Annotated in this window: 21 protein-coding genes and 1 tRNA gene; 10 read left to right on the top strand and 12 right to left on the bottom strand. The window is 44.3% G+C overall.

Annotation, left to right across the window (positions count from 1 at the left end; all coding sequences use genetic code 11):
- Positions 1-350: 350 nt before the first annotated feature.
- Positions 351-1,964 (top strand): MATE family efflux transporter, encoded by a 1,614-nt coding sequence (locus tag L5M37_RS03755; protein ID WP_263199445.1) that lies wholly within the window; start codon positions 351-353, stop codon positions 1,962-1,964.
- Positions 1,961-2,524, top strand: a complete 564-nt coding sequence (locus tag L5M37_RS03760; protein ID WP_263199447.1) for a hypothetical protein — start codon at positions 1,961-1,963, stop codon at positions 2,522-2,524. Before L5M37_RS03755 ends, L5M37_RS03760 begins: the two co-directional genes overlap by 4 nt.
- Positions 2,525-2,719: 195 nt before the next feature.
- On the opposite strand, the gene L5M37_RS03765 is transcribed toward L5M37_RS03760, so the two are convergent.
- A tRNA-Ser gene (locus L5M37_RS03765) sits at positions 2,720-2,810 on the bottom strand.
- Between the two features lie 80 nt (positions 2,811-2,890).
- Positions 2,891-4,162, bottom strand: coding sequence for a purine nucleoside transporter PunC (punC, locus tag L5M37_RS03770; protein WP_263199448.1), 1,272 nt, complete (start codon positions 4,160-4,162; stop codon positions 2,891-2,893).
- Positions 4,163-4,277: 115 nt separating this feature from the next.
- On the opposite strand from punC, the gene punR reads away from it, so the two are divergent.
- The 6 genes from punR (at position 4,278) to L5M37_RS03800 (ending at position 7,621) form a co-directional block, all read left to right on the top strand.
- Positions 4,278-5,180 (top strand): DNA-binding transcriptional activator PunR, encoded by a 903-nt coding sequence (gene punR, locus L5M37_RS03775; protein ID WP_028759950.1) that lies wholly within the window; start codon positions 4,278-4,280, stop codon positions 5,178-5,180.
- A 338-nt stretch (positions 5,181-5,518) separates the two neighbouring features.
- Positions 5,519-6,178: a Bax inhibitor-1/YccA family protein gene (locus L5M37_RS03780; protein ID WP_028759949.1), complete on the top strand. Its 660-nt coding sequence runs from the start codon at positions 5,519-5,521 to the stop codon at positions 6,176-6,178.
- A 69-nt stretch (positions 6,179-6,247) separates the two neighbouring features.
- Positions 6,248-6,637 (top strand): sulfurtransferase complex subunit TusD, encoded by a 390-nt coding sequence (gene tusD, locus L5M37_RS03785; RefSeq protein WP_028759948.1) that lies wholly within the window; start codon positions 6,248-6,250, stop codon positions 6,635-6,637.
- Between the two features lie 14 nt (positions 6,638-6,651).
- Positions 6,652-7,008 (top strand): sulfurtransferase complex subunit TusC, encoded by a 357-nt coding sequence (gene tusC, locus L5M37_RS03790; protein WP_105252496.1) that lies wholly within the window; start codon positions 6,652-6,654, stop codon positions 7,006-7,008.
- The gene (gene tusB / locus L5M37_RS03795) at positions 7,008-7,289 is read left to right on the top strand and encodes a sulfurtransferase complex subunit TusB (RefSeq protein ID WP_105252497.1); all 282 of its coding nucleotides are present in this window, start codon (positions 7,008-7,010) and stop codon (positions 7,287-7,289) included. The genes tusC and tusB overlap by 1 nt, the downstream gene beginning before the upstream one ends.
- On the top strand, positions 7,283-7,621 hold the full coding sequence (locus L5M37_RS03800; protein ID WP_105252498.1) for a TusE/DsrC/DsvC family sulfur relay protein: 339 nt from the start codon (positions 7,283-7,285) through the stop codon (positions 7,619-7,621). Before tusB ends, L5M37_RS03800 begins: the two co-directional genes overlap by 7 nt.
- Positions 7,622-7,720: 99 nt before the next feature.
- Here L5M37_RS03800 and L5M37_RS03805 read toward each other — a convergent pair whose 3' ends face one another.
- The 7 genes from L5M37_RS03805 to lrp form a co-directional block, all read right to left on the bottom strand.
- On the bottom strand, positions 7,721-7,843 hold the full coding sequence (locus L5M37_RS03805) for a hypothetical protein (protein WP_028759944.1): 123 nt from the start codon (positions 7,841-7,843) through the stop codon (positions 7,721-7,723).
- Positions 7,844-7,862: 19 nt separating this feature from the next.
- Positions 7,863-9,149, bottom strand: coding sequence for a serine--tRNA ligase (serS, locus tag L5M37_RS03810; protein ID WP_028759943.1), 1,287 nt, complete (start codon positions 9,147-9,149; stop codon positions 7,863-7,865).
- A gap of 18 nt (positions 9,150-9,167) precedes the next feature.
- The gene (gene crcB, locus L5M37_RS03815) at positions 9,168-9,542 is read right to left on the bottom strand and encodes a fluoride efflux transporter CrcB (RefSeq protein ID WP_028759942.1); all 375 of its coding nucleotides are present in this window, start codon (positions 9,540-9,542) and stop codon (positions 9,168-9,170) included.
- The gene (locus tag L5M37_RS03820; protein ID WP_263199449.1) at positions 9,535-10,866 is read right to left on the bottom strand and encodes a replication-associated recombination protein A; all 1,332 of its coding nucleotides are present in this window, start codon (positions 10,864-10,866) and stop codon (positions 9,535-9,537) included. The genes crcB and L5M37_RS03820 overlap by 8 nt, the downstream gene beginning before the upstream one ends.
- An 8-nt stretch (positions 10,867-10,874) precedes the next feature.
- Positions 10,875-11,501: an outer membrane lipoprotein chaperone LolA gene (gene lolA, locus L5M37_RS03825; protein ID WP_028759940.1), complete on the bottom strand. Its 627-nt coding sequence runs from the start codon at positions 11,499-11,501 to the stop codon at positions 10,875-10,877.
- Between the two features lie 56 nt (positions 11,502-11,557).
- Positions 11,558-14,323: a DNA translocase FtsK gene (locus tag L5M37_RS03830; RefSeq protein WP_263199451.1), complete on the bottom strand. Its 2,766-nt coding sequence runs from the start codon at positions 14,321-14,323 to the stop codon at positions 11,558-11,560.
- A gap of 342 nt (positions 14,324-14,665) precedes the next feature.
- Complete coding sequence (gene lrp / locus L5M37_RS03835) at positions 14,666-15,172, bottom strand: leucine-responsive transcriptional regulator Lrp (protein WP_006081649.1); 507 nt, start codon at positions 15,170-15,172, stop codon at positions 14,666-14,668.
- A 179-nt stretch (positions 15,173-15,351) separates the two neighbouring features.
- Here lrp and ald point away from each other — a divergent pair, with 179 nt between their 5' ends.
- Entirely contained in the window at positions 15,352-16,467 is a 1,116-nt protein-coding gene (gene ald, locus L5M37_RS03840; protein WP_028759938.1) for an alanine dehydrogenase, read from the top strand.
- 332 nt (positions 16,468-16,799) lie between these two features.
- Positions 16,800-17,753 carry a thioredoxin-disulfide reductase gene (trxB, locus tag L5M37_RS03845; RefSeq protein WP_007647644.1) on the top strand — a complete coding sequence of 318 codons (954 nt, stop codon included), beginning with the start codon at positions 16,800-16,802 and terminating at the stop codon, positions 17,751-17,753.
- A 266-nt stretch (positions 17,754-18,019) separates the two neighbouring features.
- Here trxB and rplT read toward each other — a convergent pair whose 3' ends face one another.
- From rplT to infC, 3 genes are all read right to left on the bottom strand, one after another.
- The gene (gene rplT, locus L5M37_RS03850) at positions 18,020-18,376 is read right to left on the bottom strand and encodes a 50S ribosomal protein L20 (protein WP_006081652.1); all 357 of its coding nucleotides are present in this window, start codon (positions 18,374-18,376) and stop codon (positions 18,020-18,022) included.
- Between the two features lie 16 nt (positions 18,377-18,392).
- On the bottom strand, positions 18,393-18,587 hold the full coding sequence (rpmI, locus tag L5M37_RS03855; protein ID WP_006081653.1) for a 50S ribosomal protein L35: 195 nt from the start codon (positions 18,585-18,587) through the stop codon (positions 18,393-18,395).
- An 84-nt stretch (positions 18,588-18,671) separates the two neighbouring features.
- Positions 18,672-19,214: a translation initiation factor IF-3 gene (gene infC / locus L5M37_RS03860; protein ID WP_012089240.1), complete on the bottom strand. Its 543-nt coding sequence runs from the start codon at positions 19,212-19,214 to the stop codon at positions 18,672-18,674.
- Between the last annotated feature and the right edge of the window lie 2 nt (positions 19,215-19,216).

The raw sequence follows: 19,216 nt of genomic DNA on the forward strand, positions 1-19,216 counted from the left end.
TGTATCGTAACTAAAAGGAAGTTTGTACTGCGGACTCTTATATTATCACTAGGCAATGAATCTTCGATAACTTGCTGTACAGAAAGTGGTTTAAGTGGCTTGTTGGATGGCGTCATTTATCGGTCATCTACTGGGAAGTGGTTAAATGCCTCCGTCAAATACGACAAGCTGATGATTGACATCGGGCGGATGAGTAAGAATAATACGCGGCAGGCTGCAGAGAAGCCTGTCCGCAAAAGATGATATCACTCTGATAAATTAACAGCGTTGCGAATCGATTTCATATCGAACCCACAGCAATCAAATAAGTTTGGCTTAGCGGAATGCCAATAAACTTAGGAGAATTGTTTGTGAAACATGCAACCGCTAACACTTTCAAACCCGCCGGTATCAATGTTGAATCTTCTGACATTGTACCCTTTGCAGCCACCGAAACACCCTCCCACAGGAAATCTCACTCAGGATCTCAGTCAACTGAGTCCTTAGGTACGTTAGCTATCCCTACTTTGTATTTGCGCTTTGCGTTACCCATGGCATTGGCCATGATGCTCAGCGGCAGCTACAACTTAGTCGACTCTTATTTTATTTTGAAATACATCGGTGCCGATGCATTGGCTGGGGTGACGATTGCCTTCCCGTTACAAATGATGATTTTTGCTTTGGCCTGCATGATAGGAAATGGTACTGCGACCTTAGTAAGCCGATTTTTAGGGGCAAACGAGTTTGATAAGGCGAGTCAAATCGCGAACACTGGTTTTGCGTTAGCCCTAGCTTGCGGCCTGATAGTGACTATCGTGTCACTCGCCCAGCTTGATCATTTATTGGCGTTTATTGGGGTAAGCTCAACACTTGCCTTAGCTGCTACAGAGTATCTACAACCCATTCTCTGTTTTAGTCTATTCACTTTTTTGTTATCTCTTAGCGGCGATTTACTCAGAGCTCAAGGAAAAGTCGTGGTGATGCTGCTGGTTATCTTGTTGTCGGCGGTCATGAACATCTTGTTCGATACACTCTTTATTGCTGTTTTGGAGATGGGCGTGAGTGGTGCGGCGTGGGCAACGGTGGCGGGTCAATGTGTGAGTCTATTTATTGCAACCGTCTATTTTGTCCCCAATAACCGTTTTGGCAGTAAACAGGCGCTTCATAAGCAAGCTGCCCAGCCTATTTGTTTTAGAATGGAGCAGATAAAGCTCAATCTCACTGAGATAAAAGCGATTCTTGGCTTGGGTAGCCCTATATTATTGTCATATCTTGGGATTGCCTGCGTGATCTCATCGGTAAATCATATTTTAGTCAGTCATTTAGCCAATGTAGTGCCCCATACGCCAGCGGCGAATGAGGTTGCGTACATGATTAGCGCTTATGGTTTGATCGGACGCTTTAATATCTTTATCGCCCTGCCGCTCATGGCTCTTACTAGCGCAGCGCAAACGATCAGTGCCTATAACTACGGGGCGATGGCATCTTCTCGGGTGTTAGCGTGTGCTAAATGGGGCATCGTCTTGACCTACTGTTATCTGAGTGTTGTGACAATCATATTTATGGTGTTTCCTACCTCGGTATTTGGTGTTTTCACCGATAATCACTCACTCATTGCCGCCTGTATTAAGATTTCGAGTGTGACGTTTATCGCCTTACCTTTGGCGGGGATCACAGGTATTGCGATTGCTATGTATCAAGGCACAAACCGCCCTAAGCTTGCATTGCTATTATCTGGGATAAAAATCTATGGTTTATTACTGCCCCTGCTGGTCCTGTTACCTCAACTATCCTTTGCAGATATTTCATTTATCACAGGTGCATTAAACATTTATATCATGCCAAACGCTTTGATTGAGTTATGGATGGCCTTTCCAATTGCGGACATCTTAGCTTGTCTCTTGAGTTTATTGAGCATCAGTATTTGGCCTTTCATTCAGGTGCCGCGAGCAAATCGAGTCAGTCATGGAGGTAATGCAAAATGAAGTTAGCCAAGATGAAAGACTCAAGCGCCATCGCATTAAATGAAACCAAAATACGCGCTAAAAAGCTGCTCAAGGCTTGTCAGCAGGATGAGCTGCCAGCCAAGCAAAGAGTCGCGACCTTAATAGCGAAATTGGGTATATCACACTCAGATCTCCAGCTTAAGCATTGCCAACAAGTGATTACACGTGAGCTAGGGTTTATCGATTTTCATCATTGCCAGCAAGTCCTGTCGGGTCAAGCCATACTCGGGGATGATTGGGGAGGCTTATTCCACACTAAGCAATGCGACACATTACTCAATCATTGGTTTACTGGCTATTTAGCCGCGCGTGATTTTAATGCGCAAGTTGAGGACACATTGCTACTCCCCTACAAGAAGCAGTTTTTTGTGGTGGAGCGGCGAGATTACTTCAATGCGCTGAATTTGCGGATAATTTTGCAACCGGTGGATAACGCTGGCGAACCGACAACACTCCGAGATCTGGTGAGCTGCTATGCTAATGCAGATTGGCATTCCTTTGCTCTTGCCATGGTCCAACACAAACTCCCCAAAGTGTAATGATGGCTGAGATTGTCTGGCATCATGTTGAATGAGGAAATCTAGAGTTAAATAATACAAACAAAAAAGTCATCATTGCTGATGGTCTTGCTTGTGAAATATAGCTGAGGCGCTGCATTTCGAATCAGAAACGCAAGGCTAAAATAGCTAAAATGCAAAAAGCCGCTAATTGCTTAGCGGCTTTTTGACTAAATATGGCGGAGGAGCAGGGATTTGAACCCTGGGTGGGCTATAAACCCACGCCGGTTTTCAAGACCGGTGCATTAAACCACTCTGCCACCCCTCCGAACGAGGCGCATAATATAAGTAAGTCTGTTGACTGTAAAGCACTAACTCTCAATTATGCACCAATTGTTGCTATTACACTCAATCCGCTGGATTTTGCTTCACATCGGACATTATGCCTACCCGTGCGGGATCTGGCTTAGTGAAATGTTTGGCAAAGTCGCCCCACTCTTGTTGACTCTTAAGTATATAGCCGACCACAACTAAAATAGCGCAACATAGGATACCCCAACCAATCGCCACTTCACCAAGACTTGCCCACATAGCGACTAAGCTTGATGCACCAAAGGCAATGCTGATCTGTAAGAAGTTCTGTAATCCTGCGGCCTTAGCGGCATTCTGACTAAACTGCTGTAGCGCGCTGTTTACGACTATCGGGTAAATGGCGCCATTAGCTGCGGCCAAAATCGAGAACGAAATAAGCAGTGGGAAAATCGTGCTCGCAGGATAAATCAGCGTGAACATGATGATTGAAATAACACAGGCAGCGAAAATCGACAACAAGATATTCAGTGTTTGATGCCCGCCAATACGTTTTATCAGTAACTTACTCGCATAACCACCGACAATAAACATGATGGTTTGCGGGATAAAACTTAACCCAATTTCAGTCGCTTGATAACCGTGCATTTCCATCACAATCGGCCACACAGTTAGGTAGGCAAAGAAAGCACCGGAACAGGCACCGAAGATCACGACGTTGCCTAAATAGCGGGTGTTTTTCAAAATTTGCCCATAAGATACTGCAGCATGTTCACTGTGTTTATGTTGACTCTTGCCTGGAACAAAGTACAAGGTCATCAATACCAGCAGAAATGCGATAACACACAAGGAGATAAAGATTGCACGCCAGCCTAATTCGTTCAGAATATAAGCGCCAAGGATCGGTGCTAATGCAGGCGATAATGCGACCAATGGCATAATGTTGCTGAAAATACCTTGGGCTTTATCGGCATCATATTGTTCAACCACAATAGCTTGCCAAATAACCCCTGCACTACAGGCGCCAATGGCTTGGAAGAAGCGCGCGGTATTGAGCATTAATATAGAATCACTGTTGGCAATAAACACGCTAGCAATGGCAAATAAAACAAGGCCAAAGATCAGTGCCCAACGTTTGCCGATTTTATTGACTAACGGGCCGTAAAGCAGCTGACCTAAGGCAAGACCCGCAAGGAAACAGGTCAGTGACATCGCCACCTGTGATGGTGTGCTGTCAAATGAGCCTTCAATTGCTTTGAAAGCAGGCAAATACATGTCAGTGGCAATAAAGCCAAGCATGCTCAACATGGCTAAATAGAATAGAAACATAAAGAACTTTATGTTTACAAAGGTGTTACTAGACGTTTTCATAAAATAATCGGGTCGGATTGACTAAAGTGTGCAGTCTAAAGACTTGTTAAATTTATTGGAAACGTTTATTTTTGACTTGTGCTATCAATTATTTTCATTGGAATGGACGTCAGTTATGCTCTCAGAACAAGCGCTAGAACTCATTGATATTGTGGCTCGTGTAGGTAGTTTCACCGCGGCGGCGAATCGGCTACATAAAGTGCCCTCTGCCGTGAGCTACGCGGTCAAGCAAATAGAAGAAGAACTCGGCGTCATTCTTTTTGAACGGCATCATCGCAGTGTAACCTTAACACCAGCGGGTGAACATTTTGTGAAGCAAGCCAGAACCTTGCTCACGCAGATGGACGAGATGAAACGTGGCACTCAGCGCGTGGCAAATGGTTGGCAACCCACCTTGTCCATAGCCCTTGATAATATCGTCCGTGCCGACAGGATCAGCGTATTAATTGCTGACTTTTATCGACACTTCCATGATATTGAATTAATTATTCGCATTGAGGTCTTTAACGGGGTTTGGGAAGCGCTCGCCACGGGTCGCAGTGATATTGCTATTGGTGCGACAACCGCAATTCCAGTCGGTGGTGTTTACCAATATAAAGACATGGGGGATATTGAGTGGGCGTTTCTTGTTAGTAAAAATCATCCCTTGGCCAGTATTGACCGCCCATTAAGTGACGATGAGCTGCGCCCTTTTCCCTCGATTTGTTTAGAAGATACTTCTCGGGAAATTCCAAAACGTATGACTTGGTTGCTAGAGAATCAACGCAGGTTAGTCGTACCTGATTGGATCCGTGCCATTAACTGTTTCCGCGAAGGTTTAGGCGTCGGTTATATGCCAGTGCATTTAGCGAGCGTGTTTATTAAGGCGGGTGCGCTTGTTGAAAAACAACTGGAAAATCCAAAGCAGACAAGCCCTTGTTGCTTGGCGTGGAATGCTGACAAGATGTCGCCTGCACTCGCTTGGGTGCTGGAATATCTTGGCGATACTGAAAAATTGCACAAAGAGTGGCTGGCTTAAGCTTGGTTTAAACTCAATATGCTGATCTAGTCATTGAAATCAGCATTGAGTGTGATTGTGTACCGTCTGCTTATGTACAGACTAAATTTTTACCTTCATAGTGGATGAAGACGCAGATACAAGAATCTTATTTTTTTGCTTTGCAGTTAAAGTTGAAATAAATAATTGAGTAAAATTTTGAAGATTAACAATTTGTTATTCATGGTTCTATGACTTTCACCCGTATCTCATGTACGGTATCATTGCACCAGTTAAGTTCATTTTAGGATTTTACGGGAACTTAGTGTGCTGTAAAAAATCAAAATGATCAGTTTGGAAATGTGTCAACGGAGATCAACATGACCCAAGAAACCTTATATTCGACGAGTGCGTCAACACTGGAAGTCAACAAACTTCTTAAAAACACTTATATGCTGTTATCGATGACATTGGCCTTCTCTGCCCTGTGTGCGGGTTTAGCAATGGCATTAAATATCAGTCCGTTAGTCTCCATTGGTTTATCGATTGGTGGCCTAGTACTGTTGTTTGTCACTTTACGTAAAGCCGAGTCTGCAGCGGGTATCTTCTGGGTGTTTGCCTTTACGGGTATGGAAGGTGCTTCACTGGGCTACATGCTCAATCACTACGCGGGTATGGCAAACGGTCCACAGCTGATCATGCAAGCACTGGGGTTAACGTCAGTGATTTTTGTTGCGTTATCAGCCTATGCCGTGACCACTAAGAAAGATTTCTCTTTCTTACGTGGATTCTTATTTGCCGGCTTGATTGTGGTGATCGCCGCCGCTGTGATTAATATTTTTATGGGTAACAGTGTTGCCTTTATGGCAATTAACGCGGGCTTGGCGTTACTGATGACAGGTTTTATCCTGTTTGATACTAGCCGTATCGTCAATGGCGGCGAAACTAATTACATTCGCGCGACTATCTCGTTATACCTAGACTTCTTAAACCTCTTCATCGCGCTGTTGCACCTGATGGGCATAGGCAACGATGACTAATCCTAGTTAGCGATTTTTAGCTTAACTTGCGTTAGAATGGCCCTACTTTTAGGGCCATTTTTATTTTAAATGAGCAAATTTATTATCCAAGTGAACGGGCCCGCTTATGGCACGTCGGCGAGTGTTAATGCCTTACGCTTCTCCCAAGCTGCACTTTTAGCTGGGCATCAGATTATCTGTGTGTTTTTTTATCAAGATGGCGTGTATAACTCCACAGATTTAAGCTTACCCGCCTCCGATGAAAATGATGTGATCAGTGACTGGAAACAGCTGGCGCAATCCCATCAGGTCCCGTTAGTCAATTGCGTTTCTGCAGCGCTACGTCGTGGCATTGTGAGTCAGCAAGATGCCAGCGAGAATGGCCTAAGCCACTGGAATGTGGGCGAGTCATTTATCATGGGCGGTTTAGGTGAGCTAATCACAGGTATTGAATCGGCCGATCGTTTGATCAGTTTTTAACTCTCAGGGCTACTATGAAAAAATTGTGTATTCTATTTCGCTGCTCGCCACATGGTACTGTTCGTGGCCGCGAAGGTTTAGATCTTGCCCTGCTTAGCGCTAGCTTCGAACAAGAAGTGAGTTTAGTGTTTGTGGATGAAGGTGTGTTGCATTTGATTAAAGATCAACTGCCTGAGCTTATCGGTGCTAAAGATTACATCTCCACCTTTAAAGCACTGCCGCTGTATGATATTGGATCTGTATTTGTCTGTAAGCAATCCTTAGCCGATTACGGCTTAAGCCATGGCTTACTGTCGATCCCAGTGACAGTCGTCAACGATGAAGCCATCGCAGCCCATTTAAACCAAGTGGATGAGGTCTTAGTATTCTAATGATTTTACATCATATTCAAACATCTCCCAGTCGAGATAGCGCGCTGAAACTTTGTTTACGTTACGCCTGTAAGGAAGATGCGATTTTATTATCGAGCGATGGCGTTAACGCGTTACTGCTGCGCCAGTGGGCAATGGCATTATCGCCCTTCAAGTTGATGGTCTTAAAAGACGATGTTGTCGCACGTGGCCTATCCGAACGTTTAAAGAACGTCATGCTTATCGATTACAATGAGTTTGTGGCTCAATCATTACTCCATGACAAGGTGATAACGTGGTAAATCCATTGCAATTTAATGGCGCAGAAATCGCCCGTGACCATCAAGGTTATTTAAAAAATCTTAACGATTGGCAACCCGATATGGCCCTGTTGTTAGCGGCAGAAGAGCAAATTGTACTTACGCCAGCCCATTGGGAAGTGATTAACTTTGTTCGAGATTTCTATCTCGAATATAAAACGAGCCCTGCTATCCGTGTATTAGTTAAAGCCATTGGCCAAGCCTTAGGACCAGACAAAGGCAATTCAAAATACTTATATACCCTATTCCCGATTGGACCTGCGAAACAAGCAACGAAAATCGCTGGCCTGCCCAAACCAGCTAAGTGTATTTAATGGCAAAGGGTTAAGTCATCACGTAAACATGACACAAACAAAAAGGCATGTTCCCTTGGGAAACATGCCTTTCTTTTTACTTGAACAAAGTTGATAGGGTTATTTGACGTTTTCTAACACAACCCAGATGGCTTTGCCTACGGTGGCGAGCATTACAGCAAAAAATACTGCAATCACAGCGGTATAGGAAAGCCAACGGAGATAGCGCTGGCCTTTATCCATAGTATTATTTTGTGTTCCATTAGCCTATTTGAGTCAAACCGCCCATGTAAGGACGCAGAACTTCAGGGACTGTGATACTACCATCAGCATTTTGATAGTTTTCTAAAATAGCCACTAAAGTACGACCTACAGCTAAACCTGAGCCGTTTAACGTATGCAATAGCGCAGGCTTATTATCTGCTTTCACGCGGTAACGTGCTTGCATACGACGGGCTTGGAAATCCTTCATGTTTGAGCAAGAAGAAATCTCACGATAGGTATTTTGTGCTGGTAACCAGACTTCGATGTCGTAGGTTTTGCTTGAGCCAAAGCCCATATCGCCAGTACATAAAATCACAGTTCGATACGGTAAACCTAAACGCTGCAACACTGTTTCAGCATGACCAGTCAGCGCTTCAAGTGCCGCCATTGAATCTTCAGGCTTAACAATTTGCACCATTTCAACTTTATCGAATTGGTGCTGACGGATCAGACCACGGGTATCTTTGCCGTATGAGCCCGCTTCGCTGCGGAAACATGCAGTATGCGCAGTTAACTTTATTGGCAGCTCGTCTTCATCAACAATGCTATCGCGAACTAAGTTCGTTAATGGCACTTCTGCGGTTGGGATAAGGCTCAAGCCTTGGCCTTCTTCAGTCGCAGGTTTAGTGTGGAATAAGTCTTCACCAAACTTAGGTAGCTGGCCTGTGCCGAGTAAGCTTGCCTCGTTAACCAGTAATGGCACATAGGCTTCGGTATAACCGTGCTCTGTGGTATGTAAGTCCAACATGAACTGACCAATGGCGCGATTTAAGCGGGCGACTTGGCCTTTCATCACGATGAAACGTGAGCCAGTAATTTTAACGGCATTTTTAAAATCTAAGCCGTTTAAGCCTTCACCTAAATCGATATGATCTTTAATCGGGAAATCAAAAGTGCGTGGCGTCCCCCAACGTCTCACTTCAACGTTCTCTGTTTCATCGGCACCCATTGGTACTGATTCATCAGGCAGGTTAGGCATAGACATGGCAATGGCATTGACTTCTTCAAGTACGGCGGCCAGTTCAATCTTTTTGGCATCCAACTGTGAACCTAAATCGCCCACTTGCGCCATGATCGCGTCAACATCTTCACCACGGGCTTTAGCTTGGCCAATAGATTTGGAGATGGCATTACGCGACGCTTGTAATTCTTCGGTAGCCACTTGCAGTGACTTACGCTTTTCTTCTAATTGAATGAGATGAGCTATGTCTAAAATAAAGCCACGGGTAGCCAGTCGCTCAGCGGTAACTTCTAATTCGTTGCGCAAAAATTTAGGATCTAACATGTGATATATTCTTAATAGTTAAATGCGAGAAAAAACCAGTTGTTGACCTAAGTACACCATGAATAAACATAGACTTAGATTCAACACCACATTCAAAATCGCCTTCAGCCAATCCCCTTCTTGCATCAGCAACAAGGTTTCATTAGAGAAAGTCGAAAACGTTGTCAAAGCACCTAATAGACCGATACCTATAAGCGCTTTGAGTTCAGGGCTGATATGACTCATTTGCCCCAGAGCGTAAATTACGCCCATAAAAAATGAACCTATAACATTAACCAACAGTGTACCAAAAGGAAAACTGCTGCCAAATACTTGGATCATGAATATTGAAATAAGATAGCGTAAAACTGCTCCAATTGACCCGCCGAAAGCCACTAATAAGATGTTAGTCATATCTTTTGTTCTCACTGGCTTGATCTAACTGGGCTAATTGCGCCAATTTATCTTTGATCCGCTTCTCAAACCCTCGCTCAGTCGGAAAATAAAACTGTGCTGTTTGCAGGGATTCGGGGAAATAATTTTCACCACTGGCATAGGCATTGGCTTCATCGTGGGCATATCGATACCCAGCTCCCATGCCGATGTCTTTCATTAACTGAGTCGGTGCATTGCGTAAATGGTGCGGTACTTCGACTTGTCCTGTTTCGCGAGCTAACGCACGCGCCGCCTTAAATGCGGTATACACAGCGTTGCTCTTCGGCGCGCTGGCAAGATAAACAATGGCTTGTGCTATTGCTCGCTCACCTTCGGCGGGGCCAACACGGTGAAAACAATCCCAGGCATTCAGTGCGATTGTCATCGCCGCAGGATCGGCATTGCCCACATCTTCAGAGGCAATCGCCAGTAAGCGCCTTGCCACGTAAAGCGGATCGCCGCCGCCCTCTAGAATTCGACAAAACCAATATAAAGCCGCATCGGGTGCCGAGCCACGGATGGATTTATGCACCGCTGAAATAAGATCGTAAAACTGATCGCCGTTCTTATCAAAACCAGCAACTTGGTGCCCCGCCACTTGAATTAACATTTCACTGGTAAAGGTGCCACCGTCGATGAGCATATCACTCATCAACTCAATAAGATTTAACGCTTTACGGGCATCACCATCACAAAGTTGTGCCAATGTGGTGAGCACATCGGTCGGCATTACAAATTGTCGTAGGCCTAAACCGCGCTCGTTATCGTTTAAGGCTTGAGTCACTATATGGGCGATTTCATCATGGCTTAAGCGCTTGATAAGATAGACCCTTGCCCGCGAGAGTAAGGCATTATTGATTTCAAAAGACGGATTTTCTGTGGTCGCGCCGATAAAGATCACTGTGCCATCTTCAATAAATGGCAGAAAGGCATCCTGCTGACTCTTATTGAATCGGTGGACTTCATCGACAAACAATAGAGTACGTTGGCCACGGGATTCTGCAACGGCTTTTGCTTGCTCAATCGCGGCGCGAATGTCCTTAACGCCAGAGGTGACCGCGGAAATGCGTTCAACGTGAGCATTTGAATAATGTGCGATTAATTCGGCTAAGGTTGTTTTACCTGTGCCCGGCGGTCCCCACAACATCATGGAATGGGCGCGCCCTGCTTCCAATGCTTTGCGTAGTGGTTGGCCATCACCCAGTAAATGGGCTTGACCTATGTACTCGCCAATCGTTCTTGGCCGCATGCGCGCGGCCAAGGGACGAAAGTCGGGCGCAAAATTAAACGATAAACTGCTCACGCGATAGCCTAATGCGCTGCTTTACGACGTTGATCATCAACATCGACGCTGTCTGGGATCACAAAGGTGAACAAGGCTTTGTCTTTATTTGTGATGGCTTGCTGATTGCTTAAATCAAACAGGCTTAAATTACCTTTATCATCGGCAACATTAAAGTTGACTAACTGGGCATTTTTGAAACACACATTGACGGACAATATGCCCGAATCAATCGCCTTAGGTTTGATCTCATAGCAATCTTGTTTCTTGGACACTGAATACTGTGACCAAGTCGCATCGTCGCGGTGGACGAGCAATGCGATGGGAGATGCATTGATTGCTTCAGCAAAATCCATGATGACCACCTCTTCGGCGAAAGGATTGTAGATCCACAAATCTTTACCATCAGCGACAATCTGCGATTCATCGGGCTGGGTTAAATGCCAATAAAATTGATTCGGATACGCTAAGGCAAAAATGCCAGACCCTGTTTGAATAACCTTTTTATTGACATCTGTTACGGTTTGTTTGAAATCGGCTTTTAGTGACGCGGTACCAATCAATTTTTCCCTGAGCTGCTGCGCATCATCGGCAAACACAGCCGCGCTAAATAGCAAAGGTGAAGCTAACAACACAGCGCATAATCGTTTTTTCATTTTATTCCTTACCCTGTAAAACCCTTGGGTGTATCAAAGCTACGCCTTAGCGCGGCTTAATAATGTTTTGGTGCTGGCGGCGCTAAGACTTCACGGTTACCGTTGTGGCCTTGAGCAGAAACAATACCTTGTGCTTCCATCTGTTCAATAATGCGGGCTGCACGGTTATAACCAATCTTAAATTTACGCTGTACGCTTGAAATCGAGCCGCGACGAGTTTCAGTCACAAAGGCGACTGCTTCATCGTATAACGGATCGTATTCTTCGTCTGATTCAGCGGTTTCACCAGGCAATAATACTTGTTCACCATCACTGGCACCGTTGAGGATTTCTTCGATATATTGCGGTTTGCCACGGGCGCACCAATCGGCAACGACACGGTGAACTTCATGATCATCAACGAACGCACCATGAACACGATTCGGTACCGCAGTACCCGGTGGCAAAAATAACATGTCACCCATACCAAGCAAGGTTTCGGCACCCTGTTGATCTAAAATGGTGCGCGAATCGATACGCGATGACACTTGGAACGCCATACGTGTGGGAATGTTGGCCTTAATCAAACCAGTGATCACATCCACTGACGGTCTTTGGGTTGCAAGAATTAAATGTATGCCTGCGGCACGCGCTTTTTGGGCAATACGGGCAATCAACTCTTCAACTTTTTTACCAACAATCATCATCATGTCAGCAAATTCATCGACAACGACAACAATCGATGGCAGCTTATCTAACGCAGACGCTTCTGGCTCCATGCTGTCAGAAGACTTCCACATAGGATCTAAAATCACTTCGCCATTGGCCTTCGCCTCGGCAATTTTAGCGTTATAGCCCTTGATGTTACGTACGCCCATCATAGACATCAGCTTGTAGCGACGTTCCATCTCGCCGACACACCAACGCAGCGCATTGGCAGCTTCTTTCATGTCGGTCACGACTTCACATAGCAAATGCGGAATACCTTCATAGACAGACAATTCCAACATCTTGGGGTCGATCATGATAAAGCGTACATCTTCTGGGCCAGACTTATACAGTAAGCTGGTGATCATCACGTTTACACCCACAGACTTACCAGAGCCTGTAGTACCGGCTACCAATAAATGTGGCATTTTACCAAGATCAACAACAACGGGGTCACCAGCAATATCTTGGCCTAACACCATAGTTAAGTTGGATTTACTCTCAGTAAAGGCGGCACAATCTAACACATCGCGCATAAACACGGTTTCGCGGAATTTATTGGGCAATTCGAGTCCGACATAAGCCTTACCCGGAATAACTTCAACCACGCGCACACTTTCAGCTAGTAATGAACGAGCTAAATCCTTTGATAGATTAGAGATTTTTGACGCTTTAACGCCCGGCGCTAATTCTAATTCAAAGCGTGTGATCACAGGACCTGGATACACACCCACTACATTGGCGATGATGTTGAAATCGGCCAATTTAAGCTCAACAAGGCGAGCGACTTGATCCAATTCCTCTGGACTGATCGGATTCTTCTTACGGTCAGGTATGTCGAGCAAGTTAATACTCGGCAGAGGATCCATCGGTTTTTTCGGTGCGAGTTTTTCTTCTTGTCCTGGCAATACCACAATGCCATCGACAATTTTAGCTTTTTGATCTTGCTTATTACGCTGCGCTTGATTCACTGCACCTGTTGACACTTTAGTATCAAAATCAATGACGTCATCATCGCTAAAACCTAGACTTTCATCGTCTTCATCTTCTGTAAATGCTTGACTGCTAAACACAGGCTCATTGTCATCATGATCGAATGAATGCGAATTTAAATCGGCACTGTCTTGCTCATCGGCATTTGAATGCTGAGGTTTAGCTAACCAAGGTGGTGCTTCAAAATTGCCATGGGCGGCCAAATCATCATTATCGATTTGTGGCTCAACCCGTTGTGCACTCTTACTTTTACTGCCATTCAAGCTCAGAATTTTTGCAAGCGCCGATAGTTTATTTTTTGGCGACGAATTATTCTCAGTTTCGGTAATAATACCTTCTGGTTCAATGACCATATCATCAGTGGCAGCATATAGCGTTGGGGTTATCTCAGCTCTACGACCAATATGACGGTCACGCACCTTAGGCTTTTCAACTATGGGGGGCTTTTCTAGCACATATTGGGATTCACGGCGCTGTTTAAACTTATCCACCACGGACATAAAACCGCGGGTATCCTCGGTTTCATGCTCACGCTTCATCGCTTGCGGCAATAATTTTAACTTTTTATAAATCCAAATAGAGACTAAGCCGATTTTCTCGACCACAGTCAGCCAGCTAATCCCAGTCAACAGCGTAAAGCCTGAGCCCAAGAAACACAGCAGTAATAAGGTAGTGCCGAGTTTATTAAAATACGGCAACATGGCTTGACCGATCACATCACCCGCCACTCCGCCTGCCGAAAACTCGTAGATATTGTTGGCATTCATGCTCGCCAACGCAGAGAACCCAAGGATGATCAGTAAAAATCCTATCAATCTCAGGGCCACTGAAAAGTAATCAATTTCAAGTAAATGATGGGCACGTTTGAACAATAACCAACCCGTCGATGCGACAATGATTGGCATGATATAAGCCGTAACGCCGAAGAAATATAACAGAATATCGGCAATCCAAGCCCCTACTGCTCCGGTCCAGTTTTTAATATCGCCTTGAAAATGCGACTGACTCCAACCAGGATCAGACGGACTAAAACTCGTCAATGCGAGCAAAATATAAGTGGCGAGAACACAACAAATGATGAGTCCGCCTTCCAGCAGACGTTGCAGGCCAGTGAGCGTGCGTACACTATTTCCTTGAGACAAACGACGTAATCCATAAAAGTGAAAACAGGTGGGCTAACGATACCAGAATCCCACTAAATGTGGAGCACATTAGCCTGTTTTTCTATACAGAATTGGTCATGATTGGCAAAATTTGGTCTATTGAGGTGTTTTAGTGTGCTTTGGGGAAGGAATGAGTTATTACACAAACACTTCCGTTAACAAATTTGTTTAAAAATGCCACAAAAAGAAGCCCCTAAGTTAGCAAACTTAAGGGCAATACAAGGCTAATAGCAATAAGCGTTAAATGAGATGGATATATCGACGTTACTGATAAATAAGGGGCCTAAGCCCCTTATTGTAAAACCAAACAATCAGGGTAATTTAGATATCTGAGAGTAGATGATTTATCGCTACACGACTGGTGTGCTTAACTTCTTCCATCACAACATAAGTACGCGTGTCGGAAACAGAAGGTAATTTCAATAAAGTTTCACCTAACAAGCGACGATAAGCCGACATATCTGAAACACGAGTTTTCAGTAAGTAGTCAAAATCGCCTGAAACCAGATGACATTCTTGAATATCATCGAGTAGTTGCACTGCACGGTTAAACTTATCAAACACTTCGGGAGTATCACGGCTTAATGTGATTTCCACGAATACCAGTAGGGATGCACCCAAGAAATGAGGATTCACCAATGCGGTATAGCCATTGATGTAACCTTGCTTTTCGAGACGTTTTACTCTTTCTAAACACGGAGTTGGACTTAGTCCGACTCTTTTTGACAATTCCACATTTGAAATGCGGCCATCAAGTTGTAGTTCATTAAGAATGTTGCGATCGATGCGATCCAAGTCTTTTACAGGACTCTTTTTATTATATGCCATTTATTTAACCTTGCTTTATCACTAAAACAACATTTTATTCTACGTATGCCGAAAGTTCAGCAGCATAAACTGCGTCGCCGATACTATACTAGATATCCCTGAATTAATCACGTTCAGGTCACGATAAAATAACAATTATGCCCATTAAAAGTGGGATTTCAGGCAATTGAGGCTCAAAGATGATTATTGGTGTTCCCAAGGAAATTAAAAACCACGAATATCGTGTCGGTATGGTTCCTTCTAGTGTTCGCGAGTTGGCGATCAAAGGTCACGACGTTTTTGTTGAAACAAATGCAGGCATAGGTATTGGTTTTTCAGATCAAGATTATATTGATGCTGGCGCCACAATTTTAGCGACTGCTGCTGAAGTTTTTGCTAAAGCGCAGATGATTGTAAAAGTAAAAGAGCCTCAAGCAGTTGAACGCGCTATGTTGCGTCACGATCAGATTTTATTTACTTATCTGCATCTTGCTCCAGATTTACCGCAAACTGAAGATTTAATCAAAAGTGGTGCCGTATGTATCGCTTACGAAACTGTGACAGACGATCGTGGTGGCCTGCCTTTGCTTGCTCCTATGTCTGAAGTCGCTGGTCGTATGTCAATCCAAGCTGGTGCTATGGCATTAGAGAAATCTTCTGGTGGCCGCGGTATGTTATTGGGCGGCGTACCGGGGGTTGAGCCTGCTAAAGTCGTCATTATTGGCGGCGGTATGGTTGGTACTAATGCAGCACAAGTGGCAGTTGGTATGGGTGCTGATGTTGTTGTGCTTGATCGCAGTATTGATGCTCTACGTCGTTTAAATGTGCAATTCGGTTCTGCTGTAAAAGCCATTTACTCAACTGCGGATGCAATTGAACGTCATGTTATTGAAGCCGATCTTGTAATCGGTGGTGTACTAATTCCAGGTGCTGCGGCGCCCAAATTGGTTACTCGTAGCATGATTTCACGTATGAAGCCTGGCAGCGCTATCGTTGACGTGGCGATCGATCAAGGCGGTTGTGTTGAAACTTCACATGCAACTACTCACCAAGATCCTACCTATATCGTTGATGATGTTGTGCATTACTGTGTTGCAAATATGCCTGGTGCGGTCGCTCGTACTTCAACATTTGCGCTTAATAATGCAACCTTACCGTACATTCTCAAGTTAGCAAATTTAGGCTATAAAGAAGCGCTGTTGCAAGACAAGCATTTTCTTAATGGCTTAAACGTCATGCACGGTAAAGTGGTGTGTAAGGAAGTGGCTCACGCCCTAAACTTAGCGTTCACATCTCCTGCGACACTATTAGTATAAGTTTTTAATTAACTTAACTTTTTATGTGGATTTAAGCTGGCTTTACTTAGTATGTAATTCAAATCGGTCTCGATACTATTGAGGCCGATTTTTTATTGGGTAGAAATAGGCTCCACTACGATCGGACCATCATATTTATACAAGCTCATCCCGTGCTTCATTTCGTGGTTCACACTTAAGCTATTTATTCACAGTAAAGTAAAACTGACACTCTCCATACTAAAACGGATGGACTCGATTAGTGCAATCTAAAAGAATCGCCCTCCAACACTTTACCCCCACAGGTAAATTCCCTACAATCCTTGCAATTTGCTAAAGGCACGGAGATAAAAATGAGCCAGGTCAGACATTGTAACTTATTGATTTTGGGTTCAGGCCCAGCAGGATATACCGCAGCCGTTTATGCTGCGCGTGCGAATTTAAAACCTGTGATGATCACAGGTATGCAGCAAGGCGGTCAATTAACCACGACGACTGAAGTTGAAAACTGGCCAGGCGATGCGGACGACTTAACAGGTCCGGCCTTGATGGAACGTATGCAGAAGCATGCTGAAAAGTTCGATACTGAAATCTTGTTCGATCATATCAACGAAGTAACCCTTACCGAGCGCCCTTTCCGTCTGAAAGGCGATAACGGCGAGTACACCTGTGATGCGCTGATCATCGCAACTGGCGCTTCTGCCCGTTACTTAGGGTTAGAGTCAGAAGAAGCTTTCAAAGGTCGCGGTGTATCAGCCTGTGCAACCTGTGATGGCTTCTTCTATCGCAATCAAAAAGTCGCTGTGATCGGTGGCGGCAATACCGCCGTTGAAGAAGCATTATATTTAAGCAATATTGCTGCTGAAGTTCACCTCATCCATCGCCGTGACACCTTCCGCTCAGAAAAAATCTTGATCGACCGTCTGATGGACAAAGTCGCCAATGGCAACATCATCCTTCACTTAGATCAAACCATGGATGAAGTGGTTGGTGATGCCATGGGTGTGACAGGTCTAAAGATGAAGAGCACTAAAGATGGCTCGATAACTGACTTAGCTGTTGCTGGCGTGTTCGTCGCCATTGGTCACAGCCCTAATACCGGTATTTTTGAAGGCCAGTTGGAAATGAACCACGGTTATTTAAAAGTTCAGAGTGGCTTGCAAGGTAACGCCACGCAAACAAGTATCGAAGGTGTTTATGCCTGTGGTGATGTGATGGACCAACATTATCGTCAAGCCATTACTTCTGCCGGCACAGGCTGTATGGCCGCACTCGATGCAGAGCGTTATTTAGACGCTAAAAAATAACTAGACTCGATTTTTCAACGAATAGCAGGCTTAGCCTGCTATTTTTTTAGGCCAAAATCGTTAAGCAATAGCAAAATTTTTTGCAGGCTGTGCCAATTAATATTGTTCACGCACGCACATTTCTTTCCTTTGCGATTCTTAATTCCGCACCACTTAGATAGTACTTATATAAGTTCTTAGGTAAGTAAAATCATTTCGTTAAGCCAAAAATGGCGCACAAAAAAAGGGACCAAATGGTCCCTTCTCTACAGCAACAAACTAATTTCTTAGTTTAATGCTTCTTTTGCTTTTTCAACTAAAGTTGCAAATACAACTTTATCGAATACAGCGATGTCAGCCAAAATCTTACGATCGATTTCGATAGACGCCTTTTTCAGACCGTTGATGAAACGGCTGTAAGACAGACCATTTTGACGAGCGGCAGCATTAATACGTGCAATCCAAAGTTGACGGAATTGACGTTTTTTCTGACGACGGTCACGGTAAGCATATTGACCAGCTTTAGTTACTGCTTGAACAGCAACACGGTAAGTACGGCTACGAGCGCCATAATAACCTTTAGCTAGTTTTAAAACTTTCTTGTGACGAGCACGAGCGGTTACACCACGCTTAACTCTTGGCATTTTCTAATCTCCTAAATTAAGCGTAAGGTAATTGACGCGCGATTGCTGGAACGTCAGCTTTTGATACTAAACATTTGGCACGTAAGTGACGTTTACGTTTAGTGCTTTTTTTCGTCAAAATGTGACGTAAGTGTGCTTGCTTGCGCTTGAAACCATTAGCGGTTTTCTTAAAACGCTTCGCTACACCCTTGTCTGTTTTCATTTTAGGCATTTCTAAAACTCCGCATTGGGATGTTTAATAAAAAGCAAGGCGAGCAAAGGCCATAGACCTTTGCTACTTTAAGTTTTGCCCTACTTATTTCTTTTTAGGCGCTAGCACCATAATTGCTTGTCGGCCTTCCATTTTCGGGAAAGATTCAACAACCGCATACTCGTCCAAATCAGCCTTGATACGGTTCAATAGATCCATACCCAGGTTTTGGTGTGCCATTTCGCGACCTCGGAAACGAAGCGTAATCTTCGCTTTGTCCCCGTCTTCCAGAAAACGTATCAGGTTGCGTAGTTTTACCTGATAGTCGTTTTCGTCAGTTCCAGGACGGAATTTAATTTCCTTGACCTGAACCTGCTTTTGCTTCTTCTTTTGTTCCTTGGCTGACTTAGCCTTATCAAAAAGGAACTTACCGTAGTCCATAATGCGACATACTGGAGGTTCAGCATTTGGGCTGATTTCTACTAGGTCTACACCTGCTTCATCTGCCAAATTCTGAGCATCTCTGATGCTTACCACACCAATAGCTTCACCATCAATGCCTGTTAAGCGTACTTCTGGTACACCTGTGATTTCTTCATTGATTCTATTAGGGGCCGGCTGACGCCCTGCTGTTTTTTTGATCTTTATGA

The sequence above is a fragment of the Shewanella sp. SM69 genome (assembly GCF_025653985.1).
GTDB classification, from domain to species: domain Bacteria; phylum Pseudomonadota; class Gammaproteobacteria; order Enterobacterales; family Shewanellaceae; genus Shewanella; species Shewanella oncorhynchi.

What these genes read in the sequence shown, in the direction of transcription:
- L5M37_RS03760 (WP_263199447.1), top strand. Translation starts at nt 1,961, where the DNA reads ATGAAGTTAGCCAAGATGAAAGACTCAAGCGCCATCGCATTAAATGAA.
- punC (WP_263199448.1), bottom strand. Translation starts at nt 4,162, where the DNA reads ATGAAAACGTCTAGTAACACCTTTGTAAACATAAAGTTCTTTATGTTT.
- punR (WP_028759950.1), top strand. Translation starts at nt 4,278, where the DNA reads ATGCTCTCAGAACAAGCGCTAGAACTCATTGATATTGTGGCTCGTGTA.
- L5M37_RS03780 (WP_028759949.1), top strand. Translation starts at nt 5,519, where the DNA reads ATGACCCAAGAAACCTTATATTCGACGAGTGCGTCAACACTGGAAGTC.
- tusD (WP_028759948.1), top strand. Translation starts at nt 6,248, where the DNA reads ATGAGCAAATTTATTATCCAAGTGAACGGGCCCGCTTATGGCACGTCG.
- tusC (WP_105252496.1), top strand. Translation starts at nt 6,652, where the DNA reads ATGAAAAAATTGTGTATTCTATTTCGCTGCTCGCCACATGGTACTGTT.
- tusB (WP_105252497.1), top strand. Translation starts at nt 7,008, where the DNA reads ATGATTTTACATCATATTCAAACATCTCCCAGTCGAGATAGCGCGCTG.
- L5M37_RS03805 (WP_028759944.1), bottom strand. Translation starts at nt 7,843, where the DNA reads ATGGATAAAGGCCAGCGCTATCTCCGTTGGCTTTCCTATACCGCTGTG.
- serS (WP_028759943.1), bottom strand. Translation starts at nt 9,149, where the DNA reads ATGTTAGATCCTAAATTTTTGCGCAACGAATTAGAAGTTACCGCTGAG.
- crcB (WP_028759942.1), bottom strand. Translation starts at nt 9,542, where the DNA reads ATGACTAACATCTTATTAGTGGCTTTCGGCGGGTCAATTGGAGCAGTT.
- lolA (WP_028759940.1), bottom strand. Translation starts at nt 11,501, where the DNA reads ATGAAAAAACGATTATGCGCTGTGTTGTTAGCTTCACCTTTGCTATTT.
- lrp (WP_006081649.1), bottom strand. Translation starts at nt 15,172, where the DNA reads ATGGCATATAATAAAAAGAGTCCTGTAAAAGACTTGGATCGCATCGAT.
- ald (WP_028759938.1), top strand. Translation starts at nt 15,352, where the DNA reads ATGATTATTGGTGTTCCCAAGGAAATTAAAAACCACGAATATCGTGTC.
- trxB (WP_007647644.1), top strand. Translation starts at nt 16,800, where the DNA reads ATGAGCCAGGTCAGACATTGTAACTTATTGATTTTGGGTTCAGGCCCA.
- rplT (WP_006081652.1), bottom strand. Translation starts at nt 18,376, where the DNA reads ATGCCAAGAGTTAAGCGTGGTGTAACCGCTCGTGCTCGTCACAAGAAA.
- rpmI (WP_006081653.1), bottom strand. Translation starts at nt 18,587, where the DNA reads ATGCCTAAAATGAAAACAGACAAGGGTGTAGCGAAGCGTTTTAAGAAA.